Here is a 22,367-nt window from a genome sequence, read left to right as displayed (position 1 = left end):
TGCGAGAGTACAGCAAAAGCTCGCCATAACGTTCACTGCAAGCCGGGACTTGTTCTCGAAGTTTAGCGACTTCATCTCTTCGAGCGTTGCCATTTCCCGCTCGCTGGCAGGCTTCACCCCCGCTGCATTGCTTCAAGCGTGGGAACACTCGCTCACCTGGTTGTTCAGTCAGCCGCCCCATTTCCAAACATGCATCTGCATCCCTCGGCCAGCGGAGCACCTGTTTTGATGATCGCGGTCGGGTGTCGGGTTTGCTCCTGTTACGATGGCGCGAGGGACGTAAGCTTCATCGCCCCGGTTGCTGCCATCTTGCGCCTGCTTGTGGCCGACGTAGTTCTACCAGCGGAGGGCTCGCCTAGAAGCGTCACAACGGCAGACTTGCACATCGCGGATAAATCACGATGCACGGCTTTGTGGCGCCGGAGGCCGCAAGGGTGAGAAGATGACCTCACTTCATCTCGGCAACTTGGCGGAGGGCTGCGCGCGGACCGTTACCGGCACCAGTGACTTTAGCGCGCGGTAGATGTAATGTTTATGCGAACGGAGGTTCTTCCTAGAAGGAGACCGCAATCATGGCCAGTTCGCCGAAACTAACCACACCTTTCAGTCAAGCTGGGTCGTTGCGGAATGACAACAAACCCACCGGCGTGAACGTCAATCATGTGAAGGCGATTTTTCCTAGTTCAGCTCAGAAGAATGTAGAGAGTGGCTACGAAACTATCGAAGCCGAATTTGATCGACAGGTGAATCGGCTTGCCGGCAACGGGACAAAACTGACAGACGATCAAGTTGAATCTCTGCGCCATTATACTTATGCGACCGTGCGTGCGGAGAACGACAAGTTTTCTCCCAAAAACGATGAGACTGCCAATTGGTCGAATACCTCATCACCCGGAAGCGCAAATATGACATTGTTCAAATCCGAGTACTTGAATCCAGGAGATTTTGTCAAAGTACCTTTCAACAAGTACAAAAACTCGGCCGGGAATCAATCGCTCTATGATGCACAGACTTACTACGGCCGGGGTTACGTTCAGCTCACCGGCAAAGAAAACTATTCCCATTATGGCGCGCAGGCCGGCATACCTGGTCTGACGGTAAACCCTGAACTGGCAGCTACGCCAGACAACGCTGCGAAGCTCCTTGTTGCTTACGTATTGGACAAGCGAAACCGACAGAGGATCTTAGATGCGCTCGGGGATAACCAACTGAGCGAAGCGCGCCGGGCAGTAAACGGAGGCATCAACGGACTGGCTCACTTCAGTCGCGCCTACAAGAGCTTAAAGAGCGAGTACGTTAGGCAACTCGAAGAGAGTGACCCAGGTCTACGCGACAGAGTTCAACAGCAGATAGCAAACTCCGACAGCACCGTGCCTCCAGCTTAAAGGCCCTTTTTTGGTCGCTCCAATCTAGCACCGAGATAGTACAACCTTAAAGCAGTCTCGATAATGCCGAAGACGTCCTCCGGCACCTCATCACCGGGGGCCAGGCCGAGCGGAGATCGCCCGGCTAATGGAACACACGAACCGGACACAGGCCCCCGTGCTGTAGAGAACCGGAAAGTACGCGAGAACAAGCCCGCCAGCGTGAAGACCCGCCTGTGATTTTCGAGCAGCCGTCAAGAGGAACGAACTTTTGGATTCGATGCAGCCGGATCAACTTGTCAAATCGGGACAGATCAAACACGAATGAAAACAATGAAACTTAGCGCGCGCACAATTTTGATTTCTTTGGTCGTTTTAAATTGCATCGGCATAGTTTTGTCAGAGGTCCAGCGCCGTGCGCTAGTTCAAAGACAGACGGACTTCACGAACAGCCTGATAGTCCAACTCGACGCGGTTGTGCCCCAGCTCGATCAGTCCCTACGGACTATAAACACAAGGCTGCTGAATGTGGAGGAGCCCACGCGACCCGCGCCTACATCGCGACCCAACATCTCGAGTAGATCGGACCGAGATTCGGGCCAAGACCAAATAGGCCTAAATGCGTCGGCGTCATCAACGGAACGTAAAATCACAGGCACACAAGGTGTCGCGGGATACGAAGCTGCTAACCTGTTTTCCGACAGCTCTCGCGGATGGGAGATATCTGGTCAGCAAGGCTGGGTCGGTTATGAACTGACCGGGAATCCACTTAAATGTAAAGCTTACAAAATGACTGCTGCTAGAGCTTGGCTTGATCGGGCACCCAAAGACTGGACATTGGATGGATCAGAAGACGGGCAAACCTGGACATTGCTAGACATTCAAAAAAATCAACAATGGGCTGAAAAGAGCCCCACAGAACTGTTCGACGTAAATTGCCCAAGAGCCTATCGCTATTTTCGATGGACCATTTTGAATAATGCCGGCGGCCCCTCGGTGGTTCTACAGAAGATTGTTCTTCAATAGGCAAGCCTCATCGAGAGCCAATGCCTCGCGCCGTTCGCGCTGCAACTCGCGCTCCCGTAGCGCGGAGCGGCCTAAAGCCTAGCGACGCCAAGGAGCCCTCCGCCTGGCAGCACATAAGGTGCTTGGCGAAGAGCCAGCCTTCGGTGGCATGCTCTCGGAGAGAGTGATCGAGCGGGGAATCGAGACGCTCGAGGAGCTGAAGCGGCCATCGCTGCCGCCAAAGCCGCGAACTCGGCTAACGAAGAAGGGGTTGGCGGCCAGTTGGGATGATGTGGATCTCGGTCCGCCGCAGACTCCCAAACGGAGATTGGGCGAGCGGCTGGCGGCAGCGATCGAGGCTTCTCACCCCAGAGGGGCGAACCGAAGCACTGAATTTAACCATGAGGACCTGAAAGAGCTTCGCAAGGCGATCAAGGCGAAGGACAACAGGCGGATTGCTCAGCTGACTGCAAAGATCGGCAGACCCTCGTTCGAGGATCCCGCCAGCGCCGGCCTTAGAAAGACGGATGACTCCCTTGGAGAGGATTGACTCCTACGCACCTTCAGCCAGACTAGCGCTCTTAGTTAGGCAATATTTTCGGCATTAGCGTCATGGCTCCTCTTCCCTCTCTTCCGCCTCAATTTGATCTTGTGAAGACAACTCTTCTCGGTGCCAACAAGACGCCGCAGTTGAGGGTGTTCGGGACTTATCCAATCAAGGGTCCATACATCAAGGCAAACGAGATTTATCTGACAGGCAACGCGGCCCTGGAATTTGAAGATACTAATAATCCATTTTGGATTGTTTACGCCGACGACTGGTATCTGAATGGCCATTTTGAGATACGACGCACCACAACCAATCTTCCGAATCTTGATGGCGCTAATGGCGCAAATGCGCCTTCTGCGTCTCCAACACCTGCAGGTGATGGAGTTTCTGGCAACGACGGATTGATGGGACTACCCGGACGACAAGGGCTGCGAGGATCAATTCTCCCTCAGGTCGTCATAATCGCACAGAGAGTGTTTGTTCAGGACGGCGCCGGCGGGTGGCGTCGAGCAAACGGTGCCGACATTGATGCGGTCTTCAATTTAGATGGTGTAGACGGTGGGAATGGAGGAGACGGAGGAGATGGAAGTGACGGTACAGACGGCAACCGCGGATCACCCGCCGTGGATGGTGGTACCGTCTTAGGCATTGGAAATTGTGCCTGCGGCCCCGGGCAAGGTGGACGCGGCGGCAATGCTGGCTTGGGGGGATGGCCAGGATACGGAGGTGATGGTGGCGATGGCGCAACATTGTTTATGTTTGTTGCTACCGATGAACTCCAAAATTTTGGGAAAGTCGTGACTTCCTTAAATGGCGGCAACGCAGGTCAGATCGGAAAGTATGGCAATCCTGGTCATCCCGGTAAAGGCGGCGATGAGGGCGATTATTCGCAGACTGACAACTGTTATTCTGCGGGGAGATTTGGCGTGGACGGAATAGTCCCTCACAATTGCTATGCGCCTGAGGTCAAGATCCATGCTGGCGCGTCAGGCAAAACGCTTCTTACTGATTATTCAGGCTTTGCTGAGCTAGGAAATTAGAACCCGTCGGGCTTTTCCTCCGACTTACAGCGTTAGTGAGCAAGCGGCACTAGCTATCGCAAACCCGAAAATCGGTTCCTTTTAAGATGATTTTCTGCCGTACAGAATCAGGGGATCGTGCCGTCTAGCGGCGAAAATTAATTCGTCGTCCGTTAAGAACCCGAATTGAACGGGGCCGGACAGGTGGACGTGCGCGAGAGCTGGATCAGGAACAGGCACAAAAGTTCTCTGAGCCAGGCGAGGATACGGCGGAAGTTGTGGCCGGTTGCTGAGAGCACGACGTTGGCGGCGTCGCCGGCGCGGCCCTTGAGGTAGCAGCGGCCAAGGTGACCTTCCGCTTTCAGGTGTCCGATGATGGGCTCGATGGCGGAGCGGCGGCGCAGCTCGCGCTTGATGGCGCCGAAGACGCCGCGCTTCTGGCCCGAAATGAAGACGCGACGGGGATTTTGCGTGTTGTGGCCGCGATATCCCTTGTCGACATAGGCCCGTTCGATCGGGCAGCCGGTGAGCGCCTCGGTGCGGTCAATGACGTCCCGCAGGGTATGACCGTCGTAGGGATTATCGGGCAGCGACCTGGCGTGCAGCACGAACAGGCCACCGGGAGCCCGGCGGTTGTTGGTGACGATGGAGGCCTTCACGCCGAACTCGTAAGGCGCGGCGGCCTTGCCCTTGCCGATGCATTCCACCTCCGGGGCATGGAAGGAATAGAGCTTCCAGCCGCGCTGGCGCTGCTGCTGCGAGCGGATTTGCGAGGCCCTGCCGAGCGGGAGGGCGAAGGCGTTCTCGAGCACGGCTGACCTTCGATCTTGCGGCGGATGTCTCGAATGATCCGGCCGAGCCGGCTGCGCAGAATGCGCAACTGCCGCTGATGCCGCTTGAATTGCTGGGCATGAGCGTAGCGCCCCGCCATCATTGCCGCGGTCCTGGCAATGCGAACATAGGACTGACGCAGCCTGACCCCGTGCCTCCTCGCCAGGCGGTTGAGCCCCTTGATCGCCGCGTGCAGCAGCTTGGCATCGGTCGGAAAGGTGATGGCCTTCGGCTGCACGGTGGTGTCGACGGTGACGCGCTTGAGGTCCTGGCCGCGTAGCGCGCCGGCCTCGTGCGCCACCCGCAGGCTCTCCGCCAGCAGCAGATCCAACTTGTCGCCGAGCCGCTTGCGCCAATGGCTCAGGTCCGAGCGTTCGTGCGGGAAGGCGTGCTGAAAGAACTCTTCCCCGGTGAAGAACTGGAAATACGGGTCGTGAACCCAGCGCTCGCAAACGCCCTCATCGGACAGCCCGTAAGTGTGCTTGAGCAACAACAGCCCGATCATGAACCGGGTCTCGATCCCGGGCCGGCCGTTCTCGCTGTAGAGCGGCGCGACCTCGCCGTCGATCCAATCCCAATCGACCCTGCCGGCGAGCTGAACCAGCTCGTGCTTCATGTTGATGATCTGGTCCAGCCTGGCGCGGAACAGATCGTTCAATCCCGTCGTCCTGTGCTTCTTTGGTCGCATCCGGCCCCTCCGATGCACCACAGAATCATGGTCCGCAACGAATGGGAATCCACAAACGAGAATTGCAAGGTTTGGCGGCCTCAAGCCCCCAATCCCTGCAATCTCAAATGCCGCCGCAACCGGAAAACTGACTCCTGCTCAATCGCTTAGAGCCTTGTTCACGGACGACTAATTCGCCCTTTTATGGTATGAAAAGTCCCGATAGAGTAGAGCGGGCTCGCTCCGATCTTGCAGCTCGAAAAAATCTGCGCCGGCGTCATCATTCCTCGCGCGCCGCTTACCCGGCGCTTACCCGACGAAGTCATTGCGGCGTTGAAATTGGCCCAAGTGCTTGATTTCGCTGGCGCACCCGACACGATTCGAACGTGTGACCTTTGCCTTCGGAGGGCAACGCTCTATCCAGCTGAGCTACGGGTGCTAGTCGAGGTTCATTTAGCCGATTGGCGAGGGGCGGGCAACCGCTTCCACCGTCTCCTGCCAGGCTGATTTGGGCTAGGCTGATTTTCGGGCCGCGCGGCCAGGAACCGGTACGCCGTCCCGCCCGAGCTTGGCGAACTCGGCGAGCAGCCGTTCGGCACATATGACGCGGTTGCGGCCGAGCCGTTTGGCCGCATAGAGCGCCTGGTCGGCGGCGCCCAGCAGCCGGTCGGGGCTGCCGTCGGTTTCGCCGGGAATGTGGCTGGCGACGCCGACGCTGAGAGTGACGTGGTCGCCGGCCCCGATGTCGCCGTGGGTGATCCGCAAGGCCATCACGGCGCAGCGGATCTCGTCGGCGATGACGCAGGCGGTATCGCAATCCATGTCCGGCAGGATCAGCGCGAATTCCTCCCCGCCATAACGGCTGGCGAGATCGAGCGGGCGCACGGCATAGCGGCTGACGACGGACGCGACCGCGCGCAGGCATTCGTCGCCGCTCTGGTGGCCGTGGCGGTCGTTGAACAGCTTGAAATGATCGACGTCGACGAACAGCAGCGCCATCGGCTTCTGCGTCCGCTGGGCGCGGGCCCATTCGCTCATCAGCATCTGGTCGAACGCGCGACGGTTCGACAGGCCGGTCAGCCCGTCCTTGGTGGCAAGCTCCTTCAGGGCCATCTCGGCGCGCTTCTGGTCGGTGAGGTCGCGCAGCGTCTCCACCACCGCGATCAGATGGCCGGCCTCGTCGTGGATCGGGCCGGCGTCGATGGCCAGATAGAGCTGGCTGCCGAGCTTCGGCATCACGCACCAGTTCTCGGCGCTGAAGCCGAGCCCGTTATGGCCGCGCGCGGCATATTCGGAATAGAACTCCGGCAGCTGCTCCGGGCGGTCGAGCGCCACGAGGTCGGCGAGGCAAGGGCGCCTGGTCTCGTAGAAGGCCTGCCAGTGCTTATTGGTACCGATCACCTCGGAGGCGGCGACGCCGGTCAGCCGCTCGCAGGCTCTGTTCCAGATCACCACGCGGCGCTTGGGGTCGATCACGAAGGTCGGCACCACCAAATGCTGCATCAGCCGCACGGCGTAGGAATCCGCAACGTCGACCGTCTTGGCTGACGCTTTCCCCGGCTTCGCCATCTCAGGCCACCGCCGCCACCGGCAAGGCATGGCTCGGACCGAACAGCTGTCGCACTTCGCTGGCCGGCTTCGGTCTGCTGAAAAGATAGCCCTGCATCTCCGTGCAGCCGAGCGCGCGCAGCATCTCGCGCTGCGCCTCGGTCTCGACGCCTTCCGCAACCGTGGTCATGTTGCTGGCGGCGGCGATGTTCACCACGGCCTGCACGATCACGGGCGCGCCGCTCGCCTCGGCGATATCAGCGACGAAGCAGCGGTCGATCTTGATCTTGTCGAACGGGAAGCGCTTGAGATAGCTGAGCGAGGAGTAGCCGGTGCCGAAATCGTCGAGCGCGATGCGCACGCCGATGGCGCGGAGCTGGTGCAGGATCGAGAGCGCCGCCTCGTCGTCGCGGATCAGCACGGCCTCCGTGATTTCGAGCTCGAGCCGGCACGGGGCAAGTCCGGAATCCGCGAGCGCGCCGGCGATCCGCAGTGCCAGCGTCTCGCATTTGAGCTGCACCGGCGAGACGTTGACCGCGACGCGCACATGCGCCGGCCAGGTCGCGGCCTCGTTGCAGGCCATGCGCAGCACCCAGTCGCCGAGCTCGTTGATCAGGCCGGTGTCCTCGGCAATCGGGATGAACTCTGCCGGCGACACCATGCCGCGCTCGGGATGCCGCCAGCGCAGCAGCGCCTCGCAGCCCGTGACCTCGTTGGTGCGCAGGTCCACCAGCGGCTGATAGTGGATCTCGAAGCCGCCGTTCACCAGGGCCTGCCGCAAATCCTGCTCCAGGCTCAGGCGCGCCTTGGCGCTCGCATCCATCTCCGGTTCGAAGAAGCGGTGGGTGCGGCGTCCCTCGGCCTTGGCGCCGTACATCGCGAGATCGGCATTCTTGATGAGCTGGTCGAGATCGGTGCCGTCCTGCGGCGCCATCGCGATGCCGATGCTGGCGTCGGTGGAGAGCTGATGGCCGAAGCAATGATAGGGCCGGCGGATCGCCTCGAAGATCCGCATCACGAATGACACCACGTCGGCGGATGACTCGATCCCGGTCTGGATCACCGCGAATTCGTCGCCGCCGAGCCGCGCGATCAGGTCGCCCGGCCCGAGGCAGCCGCGGATGCGCGCCGCGATGCCCTTCAACAGCTCGTCGCCGACGTGATGACCGAGCGAATCGTTGATGCCCTTGAACTCGTCGACGTCGATATAGAGCAGCGCGAACTGATTGCCGCCGCCGACCTTCTCAAGTTCGCGCTCGATCTGCTCGCGGAACAGCGTCCGGTTGGGGAGGTCGGTGAGCGCATCGTAATGCGCCATATGCGCGATCTTCTCGTCGGCGCGCCGCCGTTCGGTGACATCCTCGACGACATTGATCAGGTAACGCGGCTCGCCGGATTCGTCGCGGATTCCGATCCGGGTCGAGGTGATGTAGCGCATCCCCTTGGCCTGGCTCTGCCAGGCATGCTCGTCCTTGAACAATCCCCCGCCCGACTTCAGCGCCTTGCTGTCGTCCTCGGTGACGATCCTGGCGGAGACATCCGGGTAGATGTCGAAGGGAGTCTTGCCGACGATGTCTTCACTCAATTGACCGAATTGCTCTTCGGCGGTCCGGTTGACCAGCAGATATCGCCGCGTTTGGGCATCCTTCACCGTGATCTGCGACGGGATGTGGTCGATGATCTCGCGCAGGAACATGTAATTGCGATCGCGTTCCTGCTCCAGCTTGCGGCGCTCGGTGATGTCTTCGATCGTGGCCACCCATCCGCCCTGCGCGAGCGGGGTGTTGATGACCTGGAAAGCGCGGCCGCTCGGCAAGTGATGGCTTCTGGTGGAGACCGTGCCCTCCGCGACGACCCTCATGACGTCGGCGCAAAATGCCTCGACATCGCCGTCGAACGCGCCGCGCTCCTTGCGGTGATACATCGCCTCACGGATGTGACAGCCGGGCTTGATGACGTCGTGAGAGAGGCCGAACATGTCGGCGTAGCGGCGGTTGCAGGTGACGATGTAGCCCGCGGCATCGTACAGGATCAGCCCTTGCGACATGTTGTTCAAGGCGGTGTCGAGCCGCCCTCGCTCCGCTTCCAGCCGCTGCTGCGCCTCGCGGTTCTGCCGGTTGATCTGGCGAACGATCAGGAACAGGATCAGCGCAATCACGGTGGCCGAAAGCGCGGCGGTGGTGACCATGAAACCGGTCTGCTGCCGCCAGTCGGCCAGCGCGGCTTTCGTGGTGTTGGTCGCGACGATGACCAGCGGGAAATGCGACAGCGAGGCCCCGGAGCCGAGGCGCTCGTCGCCGTCGATCGGGCCCTTGACGCGCAGGGTGTGCCGGCCACCTTCGGTCAGCATCTTGCGCATCAGCGGCGCGTCCTTGAAGTCCCTGCCGATCAGCTCTTCGACATGCGGGTAGCGCGACAGCATCTTGCCATTGCGGTCGAACAGCGAGATCGCCGTACCCTCAGCAAGCGCGACGGACGCGAAATAGTTCTGGTAGCTGTCCGGATCGATCCGGCGGACCAGTGCGCCATAGAAGCTGCCGTCCGCGCCGTTCAGCCGGCGCGCGACGACCGTGGTCCATTTTCCGATGATGAAGCTGCGGACCGACTCCAGAATCACTGGTTCGGCCGTCGGATTGGATTTGAACGTCTGAAAGTATCCGCGCGAGGTGATGTTGATCTTGGGCAGCGGCTGGGCCCGCGACCAGTTGATCAGTTCGCCGTCGGCATCGTAGATCGCGATGTCGCCGAGGTAAGACACGGAGCTGATCTTGCTCCGCAGCATCTGGTTCGTCGCGGGTCCGGACATGCGCTCGCGAAACATCGCGGCCGAACTGATCTCCGGCAGATTCATCTGCCCGATCACATCGGCGGCGACGACGTCGGAATCTTCGAATTGCTGATCGAAGTGCCGCGCGATCAGCTGTACCGTGTTTTCCAGCTCGCGCTCGCGGTTGGCCAGGGTACGTTCGCGAAATTCGCCGACGGCCATCGCGGTCACCGCGAAAATGCCGGCGACCAGCAACACGCCGCACAAGGTGAGCCACAGCACCGGTCCGCGCCGAATCGCTGCCTCCCAGCCGTGCTTCGCGGCTAGGAACATTCCGGCTGCAATCCTTGCAAAGACCTGGCGCATTCCCCCTCCCTGAAGGGACAGGGATACACCACACAAATGGCGTAAAGCTTAGGAAAGCCAGTTACCTGAGCGTTAATCTCGTTGCGTGATCGCGGTCGTGTCCAGCGAGCCGCCGCGCCGCATCATGAGTCGCGCGTTAATGCGAACTGCCCGCGCTCTTGTCGCCGCCGAGATTGCGCAGCCGTCCGACCACGCCGGTCGGAAAGAAGTAGACGCTGGCGATGAAGAGCAGCCCGAGCCACAGCAGCCAGCGATCCGGATGCAACAGCCCCGGCAGCAGCGGCAGGCCGGCTTCCGACGCAGCCTTGGAGGCGACGCCCATCAGCGCCTGCAGATAGTTCTGCGCGAGGATGAAGATGGTGGCGCCGATGATCGCGCCGTAGATTGTGCCCATGCCGCCGATCACGACCATCAGGAGAATGTCCAGCATGATCGAGAAGCTGAGCGAGGTGTCGGGGCCAGCATAGCGCAGCCACAGTGCATTGAGAATGCCGGCGCCGGCGGCGACCAGTGCGGCGATGCAGTTGGCGTAGCTCAGGTGGAAGACGGTGCGGAAGCCGAGCGCCTCGGCGCGGAAGCGGTTTTCGCGGATCGCCTGCAGCACGCGCCCAAACGGCGAATTCACCACCCGCAGCAAAGCGAGGATCATCAGGGCCGAGACGGCGAACACCAGATAGTAGGTCAGGATGCGGCCGTTGAACTCGAATCCGAGCACGTTCCTGGAGATCAGCACCGTGCCGGGCCTGAGCAGCTCGGGCAGCTGAAAGCTGCGGCCATCTTCGCCGCCGGTCAGCCAGGACAGTTGCGAGGCCAGCACCTGGAAGGCGGATGCGACCGCGAGCGTGATCATGGCAAAGAAGATCGCGGCGACCCGCAGCGAGAACAATCCGATCGCAAGCGCAAGCAGCGCGGCAAGCGGCAGGCCGATCACGATGCCGGTTGCAACCGCACTCCAATGCGGGCCCATCCCGTACAGCGCGATCGCGATCGCGTAGCTGCCGATCCCGTAGAACATGGTGTGAGCGAACGACACCGAGCCGGTGTAGCCGAGCAGCAAATCGTAGGAGGCGACCAGTGCGGCGAAGACGCAGATCTTGGCCGCGACGTTCAGCGCCTTCGCCCCGGGGAACAGGAACGGCGTCGCCACCAGCGCCAGGATGATGAGGACGAGAACGAGCGTGAGCACGCGGCTGCGCGGCGGATCGCCTGACAGGATCATCATCGGCTGGTCACCGCATAAAGGCCGCGCGGCCGCCACATCAGAATGGCGACCATCAGCAGGATATTGGAGACGAGGGCGAGCTTCGGCACCAGGAAGCCACCGTAATTGGCAATCATCGCCACCAGGATCGCGCCGATGAAGCAGCCGCCGATCGAGCCGAGGCCGCCGATGATGACGACGATGAAGATCAGGACGGTGAGGTCGTCGCTCATGGAGGCGTGGACCTGCTCGCGATACAGCGCCCACATCACGCCGCCGAGGCCGGCCAGCGCCGATCCCGTCATGAACACGCCGAGGAACAGACGGCGGATGCGATAGCCGAGCGCCTCGACCATCTCGCGGTTCTCGACGCCAGCGCGGATCAGAAGCCCGAGCTTGGTTCGGTTGAGCACGAGCTGGATCGCGATGAAGACGGCAAGGCCGATCAGCGTCGCCAGCACGCGGTATTTCGCGATCGCGACGTCGCCGAGGATGAAGGAGCCGCGCAACGACGTCGGCAGCGGCGTCGGGATGATCTGCGGCCCCCACACCGCATAGAGCGTCTGCTCGGCGACGATCAGGCCGCCCGTCGTCATCAGGATCTGCTTCAGATGCTGGCCGTAGACGGGCAGGATCAGCACCCGCTCGACGATGAGGCCGAGCGCGCCGGACACCGCCATCGACAGCAGTGCCGCCGGCGCCAGCACCGCGAGGTTGATCCACAGCGAATCCACCTGGAGCGAGGCCGCGAACGGCGCCAGCACGAGGGTCGCGACATAGGCCCCGACCGCGATGAAGGCGCCGTGGCCGAAATTGAGCACGTCCATCAGGCCGAACACGAGCGTAAGGCCGGAGGCCATGATGAAGATCATCATGCCCATCGCGAGGCTCGCGGCCGTCAGGGTCAGCCAGGTGCTGGGCGAGCCGATCAGCGGGATCATCACGAGCGCGACCGCGATCGGCAGCAGGATCGGCGCGATGTCGCGCTTGGGCTTCGGCAGCGGATCGGTTGCGGCGAGCTCGGTCATTGATGCGTCTCCAGGCTCAGGCCGAGCAGCCGCTCCTGCAGCGGCACGTCGGAGGCCAAGGCCGCCATCTCGCCGCGATGAACGATGGTGCCGTTGTCCATCACCAGCACGTTGTCGCCGAGCTCGCGGGCGGCAAAGAAATTCTGCTCGACCATCAGGATGGTGGCGCCCTTGCGCTTGATCTCCTTCAGGCACTCGATCAGCGCCATCACGATCGCGGGCGCCAGCCCCTTGGTCGGCTCGTCGATCAGCAGGAGTTTGCGCGGTTCGACGATGGCGCGGGCAATCGACAACATCTGCTTCTGTCCGCCCGAGAGACTTCCCGCGCGCGATAACCAGAACCGGCGCAGCGCCGGGAAGAAGCCAAAAATCCAGTCGAGCTGCACGTCGTCGAGCGGCCCGTCGCGCGCCGCCAGCACCAGGTTTTCCTTCACCGTGAGATCCGAGAACACCGCCATGCTCTCCGGCACGTAGCCGACGCCGAGCCGCGCGATGTCGGGCGTCGCACGGTTCTGGATGCGCTCGCCGGCGAGGCTGATCTCGCCGGAGGAGGCCTGCCAGAGCCCCATGATGGTGCGCAACGTCGTGGTCTTGCCGGCGCCATTGCGGCCGAGCAGCATCGTGGTCTGCCCCTGTGCGACAGCGAGATCGATGCCCTGGAGGATGTGATAGCGGCCGATATGGGTGTGCACCCCGGAGAGCTTCAACAGATCGGTCATGCTGCGCCCCCTGCAACTTTATTCCCTTCAGATGTCTTGGGCGCGACGCCGAGATAGGCTTCCTGCACGATCGGTGACGCAATCACCTCGGCAGGCGGACCGTCCGCAACAAGCTGCCCGTTATGCAGCACGATGATGCGGTCGGCGAGCGATCGCACCACGTCCATCTTGTGCTCGACCAGGAGAATGATCCTGCTCTTGTCCTGCTTGAGCTGCGCGATCAGGTTCAGCACGACCGGCACCTCGTCGATGCTCATGCCCGCAGTAGGCTCGTCGAACATGAAAACCTTCGGTTCGAGCGCTATCATCAGCGCGACCTCGAGCTTGCGCTGGTCGCCATGCGACAGTGCGGTCGCGGCGACGCCGCGGCGGCTGCCGAGCGCGACCTGATCCAGGATAGCATCGGCGCGGGCGATCAGGTCGCGGCGGACCATCCAGGGCCGCAGCATGTCATAGTGAGTGCCGGCGGCGGCCTGTACGGCGAGGCGGATGTTTTCCTCCACCGACAGGTTCGGGAAGAGGTTTGTGAGCTGGAAGGCGCGTCCCAGGCCCGCGCGCGTCCGCATCGGCGCGGAATGCTGGGTGATGTCGATGCCATCGAACAGAATGCTGCCGCTCGATGCGCGGAGCTGGCCGGAGATCAGGTTGAAATAAGTGGTCTTGCCGGCGCCGTTTGGGCCGACGATGGCCGTGAGTTCGCCCGGGCGGAAGCTGCAGGTGACGCTGTTGACCGCGACATGGCCGCCGAAGCGGATGGTGAGGTCGCGGGTTTCGAGGGTGAGCGTCATGGGTCTGGCAAATAATGAGAGAGAGTATTTCCGCGATCACGCTGGGCTCCCTCCCCCGCTTGCGGGGGAGGGTTGGGGAGAGGGTGTCTCAGCAATCGAGAACCCCCAAGAGGACAGAGCCCTCTCCCGGCCTCTCCCGCAAGCGGGAGAGGTGAAGGAAGACAGATCAGCGCTTGTTCTTGATCGGAACGTCCATGTCCTCGATCTTCAGCTCGCGCACCGGCTCGAGCACGGCCCAGGCGACATTCGGATCGACCTTGACCTTGAAGTGATACATGCTCTGGAGCGCCTGATGGTCTTCCTTGCGGAACATCATCTTGCCCTTCGGCGTGTCGAACTCCAGGCCTTCCATGGCCGTGATCAGCTTCTCGGTGTCGGTCGACTTCGCCTTGGTGACGGCGGCGACGACGGACATCGCGGCGGCGAACCCGCCCGCGGTGAAGAAGTCCGGCGGCGCGTTGAAGCGCTTCTGGTGCTCGGCGACCAACCAGTCATTCACCGGGTTCTTCGGGATCGTGTAGAAATAATAGGTCGCGCCTTCCATGCCGGGCAGGCCCTTATAGGCGGCGAGGGCCGGCAGGATGTTGCCGCCGGTGGACAGTTCGATGCCGTAGCGCTTCGGATCCATGTCCTGGAGTTTTGCCAGCGGATTGCCGGCGCCGGCCCAGATCACCCAGATCACCTTGCGGCCCGGCTTGTCCTTCAGTGCGTCGAACAGGCGCTGGCCGACCGCGGTGAAGTCCGTGGTCGAAGTCGGGGCATATTCTTCGGCGGCGAGCGTCGCGCCGGTCTTGCCGAGCGCCTCCTTGAAGGCGGCGACGCCGTCACGGCCGAAGGCGTAGTCCTGCGCCAGCGTCGCGACGGTGACGCCCTGCTTGCCGATCGCGACCGCGTTCGAGATCGCGTCCTGCGACGAGTTGCGCGCGGTGCGGAAGATGTAGCGATTCCACTTCTCGCCGGTAATCTGGTCCGCGACCGCGGGCTCGACGATCAGGATCTTCTTGTTCTCCTCGGCGACGGGCAGGATCGCGAGTGCCGCGGCCGACGAGGTCGTGCCGATCGCGATATCCGCCTTGTCGTCCTGATAGGCTTCCGCCAGCGCGGTCTTGGAGAGATCGGGCTTGCCCTGGTCGTCCTTGGTGATGACGACGATCTTGCGCCCGTCGAGCGTCATGGTGCCCTTGGTGGCGTATTCAAAACCCATTTGCAGGCCGGTCTCGGTCTGCTTGGCATAGGCCTCGAGCGGGCCGGTCTTGCCATAGATCAGCGCGACCTTGAGATCGTCGGCCTGTGCGGAGGTGCCCGCGGCGAGGGCGAGGATGGTGGTTGCCATGACGAGTGATCGACGCACGGTGGTCCCTCCTGATGAAATGCTTTGGCCCTAGCGATTTGCACAACCGTGCGGACATTGCAATTCCACCTTCCGGCGGACCACGCGGCGGGCATGTGTGACATTGTCCCGGCCCGGCCGCGCCGGATCGCTTCTGCCGAGGAAATCGGCAGATGCAATTGTGACCTCACCCGTGGAACGGGTTACTCAGGCTTTGCAAAGTAACGATCAGGCCCGGGTTATCGCCGGTATCCGTTCGCGCGGGAATAGCCCTGCCGGTTCTGTTGCGTCGAGCGGTTTGTGACGCTGGCGCGTGCTTCGCTGGAGATGGGCGTTGCGAGCTTCAGCTCCTCCAGGAAGATCGGCCGAGAGAAATAATAGCCCTGCGCGTAACGGATCTTGGTCGCAGCCTGGAGGTAGGCGAGCTCCTCGTAGGATTCGATGCCTTCGGCGATGACGGTCATGCCGAGCGCTTCGCTCAGGGATTCGATCGCGCGCAGGATGCCCTGGTTGCGCGGACGCTTATGGATATCGGTGATGAAGGAGCGGTCGATCTTGATCTCGTCCGCGGTGATGTCGGCCAGCGCCGAGAGCGAGGAATAGCCGGTGCCGAAATCGTCGATCGAGATGGCGACGCCGAGCTTGCGGAACATCGGCAGGATCTCGGCCTGGAAATGATTCTTGGCGACGAAGGCGTCTTCCGTCACCTCGATCATGAAGCGCTGCGGAAAGCCGGTGTCGTCGAGCGCCTGGGCGAAGCTGCGCATGAATTCGGGGTTTCCGGCCTGCTTGGCCGCGACGTTGATGCTGATGGTCGCTTCCGCACCGAACGTCTCGTTGATCAGATCGATCGACTTGACGATCTCGGCGAGCACGAGATGGGTCAGCTCGTCGATCAGCCCGAGTTCGGTGGCAAGATTGATGAACGATCCGGGCGCCTGGATCACGCCCTCGTCGTCGCGCAGCCGCACCAGGGCCTCGATGCCCTTCACATCCTGCGTGCGGATGTCGACCTTGGGCTGGAAGGCGCAGCAGAAGCGCTTCTCCAGGATGGCCTGCCGCAGCGACTGCTCGATCTTCATGCGCGCCAGGGCCTCGCGCTCCATGCTGGAATCGAAGAAGGCCGCCGATCCCTTGCCGTCGTTCTTGATGCGGTACATCGCGATGTCGGCGTTCTGACGCAGGGTCTCGAAGCTGCTTCCGTGATCGGGATAGAGGCTGATGCCGACGGAGGTCGAGGCGAACACTTCCGAATTGTCGATGAAGAACGGCGCCGTCAGCCGCTCCAGCGTCGATTGCATGAATTCGGCGACTTCCTCCTGGCTCTGGATCGGCGACAGCAGCAGCAGGAATTCGTCGCCGGAGATGCGCGACAGCATGTCCGACTCGCGCAAGCCGCGTCCAAGCCGCTTCGACAGCTCGACCAGCAGGGCATCGCCCACCGCGTGGCCGTAATAGTCGTTGATGTGCTTGAAATTGTCGACGTCGAGAAAGGCGAGCGCAAAGCGCTCGCTGGCGCGACCCTGCGCGAGCAGGCCGGTGGCGCGATGCTCGATCACGCGCCGCGAGGGCAGGCCGGTCAGCTCGTCGAAATAGGCCGAGCGGAACAGCTGGTCCTCGAAATTCTTCTGCTCGGTGATGTCGGACGAGGCCGAGATCAGCAGCTCGCGTCCGTCGAAGCGGACCGGCCGGTGGGTGGTCAGCAGCACCTGGCGTGCGGCTCCGTCGTGGAGCGCTTCCTCGGCGACGACCGCACGGCCGGAGATCAGAGCCTGTCGGCAGGCTTCCTGGCGGGGCGCGAGATCGCGCGAGGGGCGGCTGCCGTCCATGCCGAGCTGGGCGGCCGCGACATCGTTGACCAGGAGAAGTTCGCCTTGCGCGTCCTGCACGGTCAGGCCGGCAGGCAGCATTCTAACGATTTCCTTGAGAAATCCGAGTTCGGCTTCACTCGCGCCGGAATATTTGTTGTCGTTCATAGAAGTCATGAATCTTGTTGTTTCAGCGCGCTTTTTGCAATGGCCGCGATCTTGCGCGGTTCCCTCTTAAGTTTGGTTAAGGGGTCCGGAGAATTACGGTGGTGTTTTGCGGCGATGCGACGCGCGCAGCCCATCGTCATTAACAGGGCGTCAACGCGCTTGGCGAAACCGCGAACGACGCATGCGAACGGGTTTCGTTTGCGCCGTCTCTAACCGTCCTTGGGGATGCGGCATTGCATGGTGCAATGGAGTCCGGTCCTGAGATAGGAGACCTCCGTCTTGCCGTCGAAGGCCGACAGCGCCGACTTCAACAGCTTGGTGCCGAAACCCGGCTCGGAGACCTTGTCGACGCTCGGGCCCTCGGTCTCATCCCAGGTCACGGTCAGACGGTCGTCGCTGACGGTCCATGATACCTGCAACAACCCGCGTGGCGCGGAGAACGCGCCATATTTGCCCGCGTTGGTGGCGAGTTCGTGAAACATCAGGGACAGCGTGACCGCAAGCTTCGGCGGCAGGAACAGCCGGTCGCCGTTGAGCGTGAAGCGGACATGGCCGTAAGGGCCGAGCTCGGAGATCAGGAGGTCGCGAATATCGCAGCCCGCCTTGTCGATCCGCGAGATCAAATCGTCGGTCGCGGCAAGCGACCGCAGCCGCGGATCGATCCGGGCCCAGATTTGCGGCTGATCGTGCAGCACCTGATGAAGCACCGCATGCACCGTCGACAGCTTGTTCTTGAGCCGGTGCTGGAGCTCGTCGACCAGCAGCTTGCGGTAGTCTTCTTCCTCGATCAGGCGCCTGGAAATCCGGCGCTGCTCGACGAGGAGCGTGCGATAGTGCTCGACGCCCCAGATGGTGAGCGCGCAGACCGCCCAATAGAGCGCCAGCAGGGCGAATCGCGCGTTATCGGCAAGCGCATCCCCGAAATTCACGACGACGCCGAGCACGCCGCCGACCAGCGCCGTGATGATGCCGATGCGGAAGCCGCCGAACGCGGCCGCAAAGAACACGGCGGGGAAATACGGCGTGAAATAGACGTCGGGCCGCACATGGGCGAGGGCCCAGCGCGCCAGCGTCGCAACCAGCAGGCAGGCGACCGCAAACGCAAGGCTCAGGCCGAGCGATGGCGGTGCCACTCCCTGCCAGCCTTTGCGGAATTCGTCGATCAGCTTCCCCATACGCAGTCCGGTCGCGAGATGCGTTCGACAATCGAGCGGTCGCCAGGAATGTTACGCATGTCGCAGGCCCCAAGCAAAGCTTGCCTTGTCGGAAGCCGGCAGGAATAGTGCCTGCTGCGGCGCCAACCGTCGCGGCGCCGTCGTTGATCGGGTCCGCCATTTGGCGTCAAGTGGTTCGAAAACAGGGACATTCCATGGGCAGGCTGGATGGCAAGGTCGCGGTGATCACGGGCGCGACGAGCGGGATCGGGTTGCGGACTGCTGAAGTCTTCGTTGCCGAAGGTGCCAAAATTGTGATCGCGGGCCGGCGCATACCGGAAGGCGAGGCTCTGGCGAAGCAGCTCGGGGAGAATTGCGTCTTCCGCCAGACGGATGTGACGGTCGAAGCGCAGATGCAGGCGCTGATCGCGCTCGCGGTGGACAAATTCGGCCGCATCGACTGCCTGTTCAACAATGCTGGCGGCCCGGCGCAGACCGGCGGCATCGAAGGCCTCGAGGTCGAGCGCTTCGACGCGGCGATGGCGACCCTGGTGCGCAGCGTCATGCTCGGCATGAAGCACGTCGCGCCCCACATGAAGAAGCAGGGCTTTGGCAGCATCATCAACAATGGCAGCATCGCCGGCCGTCTCGCCGGGTTCTCGTCCTCGATGGTCTATGGTGCGGCGAAGGCGGCGGTGATCCACCTCACCAAATGCGTGGCGATGGAGCTCGGCGAATCCAACGTCCGCGTCAACTCGATCTCGCCCGGCGCCATCGCGACCGGCATTTTCGGCAAGGCGCTCGGGCTTTCGACCGACGCGGCGGAGAAGACGCCGGCGGTGATGCGCGAGGTCTACAAGACCGCGCAGCCGATTCCGCGCGCCGGCCTGCCCGATGACATCGCCCATGCAGCGGTGTTCCTGGCCAGCGACGAATCCAGCTTCATCAACGGCCATGACCTCGTCATCGACGGCGCGATGACCGGCGGCCGCAATTGGAGCCAGCAGCAGCAGGGCTACGTGGCGCTGCGCAAGGCGTTCGATCAGGGGGCCGGGTAGTTTTCGTCATTGCGAGGAGCGGAGCGACGAAGCAATCCAGGCTGCTTCCGCGGACGCAGTCTGGATTGCTTCGCTTCGCTCGCAATGACGAGAGCGATGCTCACACCGCCTTCACCCGCACCCGCAATCCGTCGCGCGGTTTCGGGATCGGCCACATCTGCCAGTCCGGCTTGTAGCCGGGCTCCAGCGATACCTCGATGTTCTGCAAGAAGTGCCGCGCGAAGCATTTGGCCTGCATGTAGGCGAAGTGCAGGCCGAGGCACATATGTGCGCCACCGCCGAACGGCACCCAGGCGAAGCGGTGGCGGTTGCGCTGGGCCTCCTCGGTGAAACGCAGCGGATCGAAGCGGTCCGGCTCCGGCCAGATCTCCTTCATGTGGTGGGTGTAGAGCGGATTGACACCGATCGCGGTGCCGGCCGGAATCGAAAAACCCTTGAAGGTGAAATCGCGCATGGCGCGGCGCGGCATTGAGGGCACCGGCGGCTTGATCCGCAGCGCTTCCTTGAACGCCATCTCCGACAGCGGCATCTTTTCGAGGTCGTCGAAGCTGCTTGGCGCACCAGGGGCGAGCCCTAGCGCCATCACCTCCGCGCGAAGCTTCTCCTGCCAGTCGGGATTTGCGGCGAGTTCGCCGATGAACGATGTCAGCGACGAGGTCAACGTATCGTGCGCCGCCATCATCAGGAAGCTCATGTGGTCGATGATGTCCTGTTCCGAGAGCAGCGCGCCGTCCTCGTGAGTGGCGCGGCAGAGCTGCGAGAACAGATCATCGCCGCCATGGTTGCCGCGCCGCAGCGGAATCTGCTCGCGGAAGTAAGCGACGATGCGCTTGCGCCCCCTGACGCCGGCCGCCATCTGCGTGCCGGGCAGCGGCCGGCGGATCGGGGCGACGGCGGCGGCGACCATGTCGACGAAGGCGCGGTTGATCTCGTCGACCTCCGGCCCGATATCGGCGCCGAGAAAGGACGCGGCGGCGAGATCGAGCGTGAGCTGCTTCATCGCCGGATAAAGCTGCATCTCGCCGGGCTTTGCCTTCCACTGCGCGACGCGGGCGGCGATGCCGCGGTCGAGATCGCTCAGATACGATTTCATCGGTCCGGACTTGAATGCGACCGACAGCGCCTTGCGGTGCAGCCGGTGCTCCTCGAAATCCAGCAGCATCAATCCGCGCGGAAACAACAGGCCGAGCACCTTGTTCCAGCCATGGGTCGAGGAGAACAGCTTTTGCTGGTCGAACAGCACGAGCTCGTTGGCCTCGGGGCCCAGCAGCACGACATTGGTCTCGCCGAAGAAATGCGTGCGATAGACCAGACCGTATTTGGCGCCGTTCGCCTCGATATGCCCCTTGGGGTCGGCGAGCACCTGAAAGGTCTTGCCGATGATCGGCCAGCCTTCGTCGCCGGGGATGTGGGTCAGCTCATTGCGCTTGGGCGGAGTGAAGCCGAGCGCAGGGGCGGCCACATTCTGCATCGACATGACGATTGCTCCGGTTGGCTTGCCGCCAACATAGCACAATCCGGCTAGGATGACTCTGCGCTTACCGTTTCGCCGCTTCTTTCTGCAAATCCGGCGCGTTGACGGCCGGAATCGCGACGCGGCCGGCGCCGGTCACCTTCAAGGCCTCGGCGGCCTTCTCGTTTTCCATGATCTTGGCCATCACGGCCTGTCCCGCGCGTTCGAAGATCGCGCGGTTCTCGATCACGAATTTTTGCGACTTGCGCAAGCCGTCGATGTAGCCGTTGATCTCCGGCACGACGTAGCGCGCGACCATGTCCCAGCTCCGGCGCGTGTTCTCCGGATTGGCCCAGTCGTGCACGAAGCCGATGACGGCGCCGATGCCGCCGGAGACCTGCATCACGTTCTTGATCATCTTGACGAGGTCGTCGGGTGTGCCGATGACCGAGGCCGCGCCGTCGACGAAAGCGGTCTTATCCACGGCCTCGTCCAGCGAGGCGAACGCGGTCAACCCGGGCCGTTGCAGCGTGCCGACATTATATTCGTTGTGCCAGCGCATCAGCCCGGCGCCGGCCTCGCGGCGGGCTTGCTCGCGGGTCTCGGCGATGTGCCAGGTCAGCAGCACGCGCCAGTTCGCGCGATCGACTTTGGTGCCGTGCTTTTTCGCCGCGTCCTCGGCGAACTGCCATTGTTGCTGCAACGACATCAGCCCCTGCGTCGTCATCGAACCCAGCGAGATGATGCCGATGCCGTATTTTCCGGCGAGCGTCATGCCGGAGGGCGAGATCTGCGAGGCCACCACGAACGGCATCTCCTCCTGCAACGGCAGGAGCTGCAGCGCGGCGTCGTTCATGGTGAACCAGTCGCTCTTCGCGGTGACGCGCTCGCCGTTGAAGAGACGGCGGATCACCCCAATCGCCTCGTCCTGACGGTCGCGCTGCGTCATCGGATCGATGCCGAGCGTATGCGCGTCGGAGGCGAGCGCGCCAGGACCGGAGCCGAAGATGGCGCGGCCGCCGGTCATGTGATCGAGCTGCACCATGCGCTGCGCGACGTTGTAGGGATGGTGATAGGGCAGCGACACCACGCCGGTCCCGAGCCTGATCCGCTTGGTGCGCTCACCGGCCGCAGCCAGGAACATCTCCGGCGAGGCGATCATCTCCCAGCCGGAGGAATGATGCTCGCCGCACCAGAACTCGTCATAGCCCAGCGCATCGAGCTGCTCCACCAGGTCGAGATCGCGCCGGAACTGGAGCATCGGATGCTCCCCGATCGGATGATGCGGGGCAAGGAAGGCTCCGAACTTCAGGCGCGCCATGGCGTTCTCTCCAGCTTACATTTTTTGTTTGTTTGTGGCGCGAAGCTACGTGCTGGAGGCAGCGAACGCAATCGCGCGATGTCCCGCGCGGCGGAATGCAGCCATGCGTGTGTCGTCTCCCTCTCCGTGGCACGCAGAGAGTGGCGGAACGCGCGAGGATCCTACCTCCGAGGTAATCGCGGCGCCGCATGAGGCCTGCGATGATCGGCAACGACATCCGAA

The 22,367-nt window shown here is 62.4% G+C and carries 15 protein-coding genes, 1 tRNA gene and 1 pseudogene; 4 read left to right on the top strand and 13 right to left on the bottom strand.

Annotation, left to right across the window (positions count from 1 at the left end):
* The first annotated feature begins 572 nt into the window (after positions 1-572).
* The 3 genes from BRA1417_RS43570 to BRA1417_RS43565 all read left to right on the top strand — a co-directional run bounded on the left by BRA1417_RS43570 (position 573) and on the right by BRA1417_RS43565 (position 3,959).
* Positions 573-1,385: a hypothetical protein gene (locus BRA1417_RS43570; RefSeq protein ID WP_156948569.1), complete on the top strand. Its 813-nt coding sequence runs from the start codon at positions 573-575 to the stop codon at positions 1,383-1,385.
* Between the two features lie 1,123 nt (positions 1,386-2,508).
* A complete protein-coding gene (locus BRA1417_RS0103385; protein WP_156948568.1) occupies positions 2,509-2,919 on the top strand; it encodes a hypothetical protein in 411 nt (136 codons plus the stop codon).
* Between the two features lie 62 nt (positions 2,920-2,981).
* Positions 2,982-3,959: a hypothetical protein gene (locus BRA1417_RS43565; RefSeq protein WP_156948567.1), complete on the top strand. Its 978-nt coding sequence runs from the start codon at positions 2,982-2,984 to the stop codon at positions 3,957-3,959.
* Positions 3,960-4,111: 152 nt separating this feature from the next.
* Here BRA1417_RS43565 and BRA1417_RS39465 read toward each other — a convergent pair.
* From BRA1417_RS39465 to BRA1417_RS0103315, 11 genes and pseudogenes are all read right to left on the bottom strand, one after another.
* Positions 4,112-5,457 (bottom strand): annotated as a pseudogene (locus tag BRA1417_RS39465) (IS5 family transposase).
* 341 nt (positions 5,458-5,798) lie between these two features.
* Positions 5,799-5,875: transfer RNA gene (locus BRA1417_RS0103360), tRNA-Arg, on the bottom strand.
* 74 nt (positions 5,876-5,949) lie between these two features.
* Positions 5,950-7,005, bottom strand: coding sequence for a diguanylate cyclase (locus tag BRA1417_RS0103355; RefSeq protein ID WP_027514613.1), 1,056 nt, complete (start codon positions 7,003-7,005; stop codon positions 5,950-5,952).
* Position 7,006: 1 nt separating this feature from the next.
* Complete coding sequence (locus tag BRA1417_RS0103350) at positions 7,007-10,117, bottom strand: EAL domain-containing protein (protein WP_027514612.1); 3,111 nt, start codon at positions 10,115-10,117, stop codon at positions 7,007-7,009.
* A 136-nt stretch (positions 10,118-10,253) separates the two neighbouring features.
* Positions 10,254-11,339 carry a branched-chain amino acid ABC transporter permease gene (locus BRA1417_RS0103345; protein ID WP_027514611.1) on the bottom strand — a complete coding sequence of 362 codons (1,086 nt, stop codon included), beginning with the start codon at positions 11,337-11,339 and terminating at the stop codon, positions 10,254-10,256.
* A complete protein-coding gene (locus BRA1417_RS0103340; RefSeq protein ID WP_027514610.1) occupies positions 11,336-12,346 on the bottom strand; it encodes a branched-chain amino acid ABC transporter permease in 1,011 nt (336 codons plus the stop codon). The genes BRA1417_RS0103345 and BRA1417_RS0103340 overlap by 4 nt, the downstream gene beginning before the upstream one ends.
* A complete protein-coding gene (locus BRA1417_RS0103335; protein WP_027514609.1) occupies positions 12,343-13,065 on the bottom strand; it encodes an ABC transporter ATP-binding protein in 723 nt (240 codons plus the stop codon). The genes BRA1417_RS0103340 and BRA1417_RS0103335 overlap by 4 nt, the downstream gene beginning before the upstream one ends.
* Positions 13,062-13,853 (bottom strand): ABC transporter ATP-binding protein, encoded by a 792-nt coding sequence (locus tag BRA1417_RS0103330; RefSeq protein WP_027514608.1) that lies wholly within the window; start codon positions 13,851-13,853, stop codon positions 13,062-13,064. The genes BRA1417_RS0103335 and BRA1417_RS0103330 overlap by 4 nt, the downstream gene beginning before the upstream one ends.
* Before the next feature lie 166 nt (positions 13,854-14,019).
* Complete coding sequence (locus BRA1417_RS0103325; RefSeq protein ID WP_371260014.1) at positions 14,020-15,186, bottom strand: substrate-binding domain-containing protein; 1,167 nt, start codon at positions 15,184-15,186, stop codon at positions 14,020-14,022.
* A 236-nt stretch (positions 15,187-15,422) separates the two neighbouring features.
* Positions 15,423-17,159, bottom strand: a complete 1,737-nt coding sequence (locus tag BRA1417_RS0103320; RefSeq protein ID WP_027514606.1) for a bifunctional diguanylate cyclase/phosphodiesterase — start codon at positions 17,157-17,159, stop codon at positions 15,423-15,425.
* Between the two features lie 209 nt (positions 17,160-17,368).
* Complete coding sequence (locus BRA1417_RS0103315; RefSeq protein WP_027514605.1) at positions 17,369-18,334, bottom strand: sensor histidine kinase; 966 nt, start codon at positions 18,332-18,334, stop codon at positions 17,369-17,371.
* Positions 18,335-18,528: 194 nt separating this feature from the next.
* On the opposite strand from BRA1417_RS0103315, the gene BRA1417_RS0103310 reads away from it, so the two are divergent.
* Positions 18,529-19,371, top strand: a complete 843-nt coding sequence (locus BRA1417_RS0103310; RefSeq protein ID WP_027514604.1) for an SDR family NAD(P)-dependent oxidoreductase — start codon at positions 18,529-18,531, stop codon at positions 19,369-19,371.
* Between the two features lie 100 nt (positions 19,372-19,471).
* On the opposite strand, the gene BRA1417_RS0103305 is transcribed toward BRA1417_RS0103310, so the two are convergent.
* Entirely contained in the window at positions 19,472-20,848 is a 1,377-nt protein-coding gene (locus BRA1417_RS0103305; protein ID WP_027514603.1) for a cytochrome P450, read from the bottom strand.
* 61 nt (positions 20,849-20,909) lie between these two features.
* Positions 20,910-22,145: an LLM class flavin-dependent oxidoreductase gene (locus tag BRA1417_RS0103300; protein WP_027514602.1), complete on the bottom strand. Its 1,236-nt coding sequence runs from the start codon at positions 22,143-22,145 to the stop codon at positions 20,910-20,912.
* Between the last annotated feature and the right edge of the window lie 222 nt (positions 22,146-22,367).

Origin of the sequence: Bradyrhizobium sp. WSM1417, assembly GCF_000515415.1 — a bacterium.
In the GTDB taxonomy this organism is placed as follows: Bacteria; Pseudomonadota; Alphaproteobacteria; order Rhizobiales; family Xanthobacteraceae; genus Bradyrhizobium.
The sequence above is the reverse complement of the archived record's forward strand: the minus strand, read 5'-3'. Positions and strand labels throughout refer to the sequence as shown.

Excerpts from the sequence above, each read along its gene's own strand:
- BRA1417_RS0103350 (WP_027514612.1), bottom strand. The coding sequence starts at position 10,117 with ATGCGCCAGGTCTTTGCAAGGATTGCAGCCGGAATGTTCCTAGCCGCG.
- BRA1417_RS0103355 (WP_027514613.1), bottom strand. The coding sequence starts at position 7,005 with ATGGCGAAGCCGGGGAAAGCGTCAGCCAAGACGGTCGACGTTGCGGAT.
- BRA1417_RS0103330 (WP_027514608.1), bottom strand. The coding sequence starts at position 13,853 with ATGACGCTCACCCTCGAAACCCGCGACCTCACCATCCGCTTCGGCGGC.
- BRA1417_RS0103345 (WP_027514611.1), bottom strand. The coding sequence starts at position 11,339 with ATGATGATCCTGTCAGGCGATCCGCCGCGCAGCCGCGTGCTCACGCTC.
- BRA1417_RS43570 (WP_156948569.1), top strand. The coding sequence starts at position 573 with ATGGCCAGTTCGCCGAAACTAACCACACCTTTCAGTCAAGCTGGGTCG.
- BRA1417_RS0103320 (WP_027514606.1), bottom strand. The coding sequence starts at position 17,159 with ATGAACGACAACAAATATTCCGGCGCGAGTGAAGCCGAACTCGGATTT.
- BRA1417_RS0103325 (WP_371260014.1), bottom strand. The coding sequence starts at position 15,186 with ATGGCAACCACCATCCTCGCCCTCGCCGCGGGCACCTCCGCACAGGCC.
- BRA1417_RS0103340 (WP_027514610.1), bottom strand. The coding sequence starts at position 12,346 with ATGACCGAGCTCGCCGCAACCGATCCGCTGCCGAAGCCCAAGCGCGAC.
- BRA1417_RS43565 (WP_156948567.1), top strand. The coding sequence starts at position 2,982 with ATGGCTCCTCTTCCCTCTCTTCCGCCTCAATTTGATCTTGTGAAGACA.
- BRA1417_RS0103300 (WP_027514602.1), bottom strand. The coding sequence starts at position 22,145 with ATGGCGCGCCTGAAGTTCGGAGCCTTCCTTGCCCCGCATCATCCGATC.
- BRA1417_RS0103335 (WP_027514609.1), bottom strand. The coding sequence starts at position 13,065 with ATGACCGATCTGTTGAAGCTCTCCGGGGTGCACACCCATATCGGCCGC.
- BRA1417_RS0103315 (WP_027514605.1), bottom strand. The coding sequence starts at position 18,334 with ATGGGGAAGCTGATCGACGAATTCCGCAAAGGCTGGCAGGGAGTGGCA.
- BRA1417_RS0103310 (WP_027514604.1), top strand. The coding sequence starts at position 18,529 with ATGGGCAGGCTGGATGGCAAGGTCGCGGTGATCACGGGCGCGACGAGC.
- BRA1417_RS0103305 (WP_027514603.1), bottom strand. The coding sequence starts at position 20,848 with ATGTCGATGCAGAATGTGGCCGCCCCTGCGCTCGGCTTCACTCCGCCC.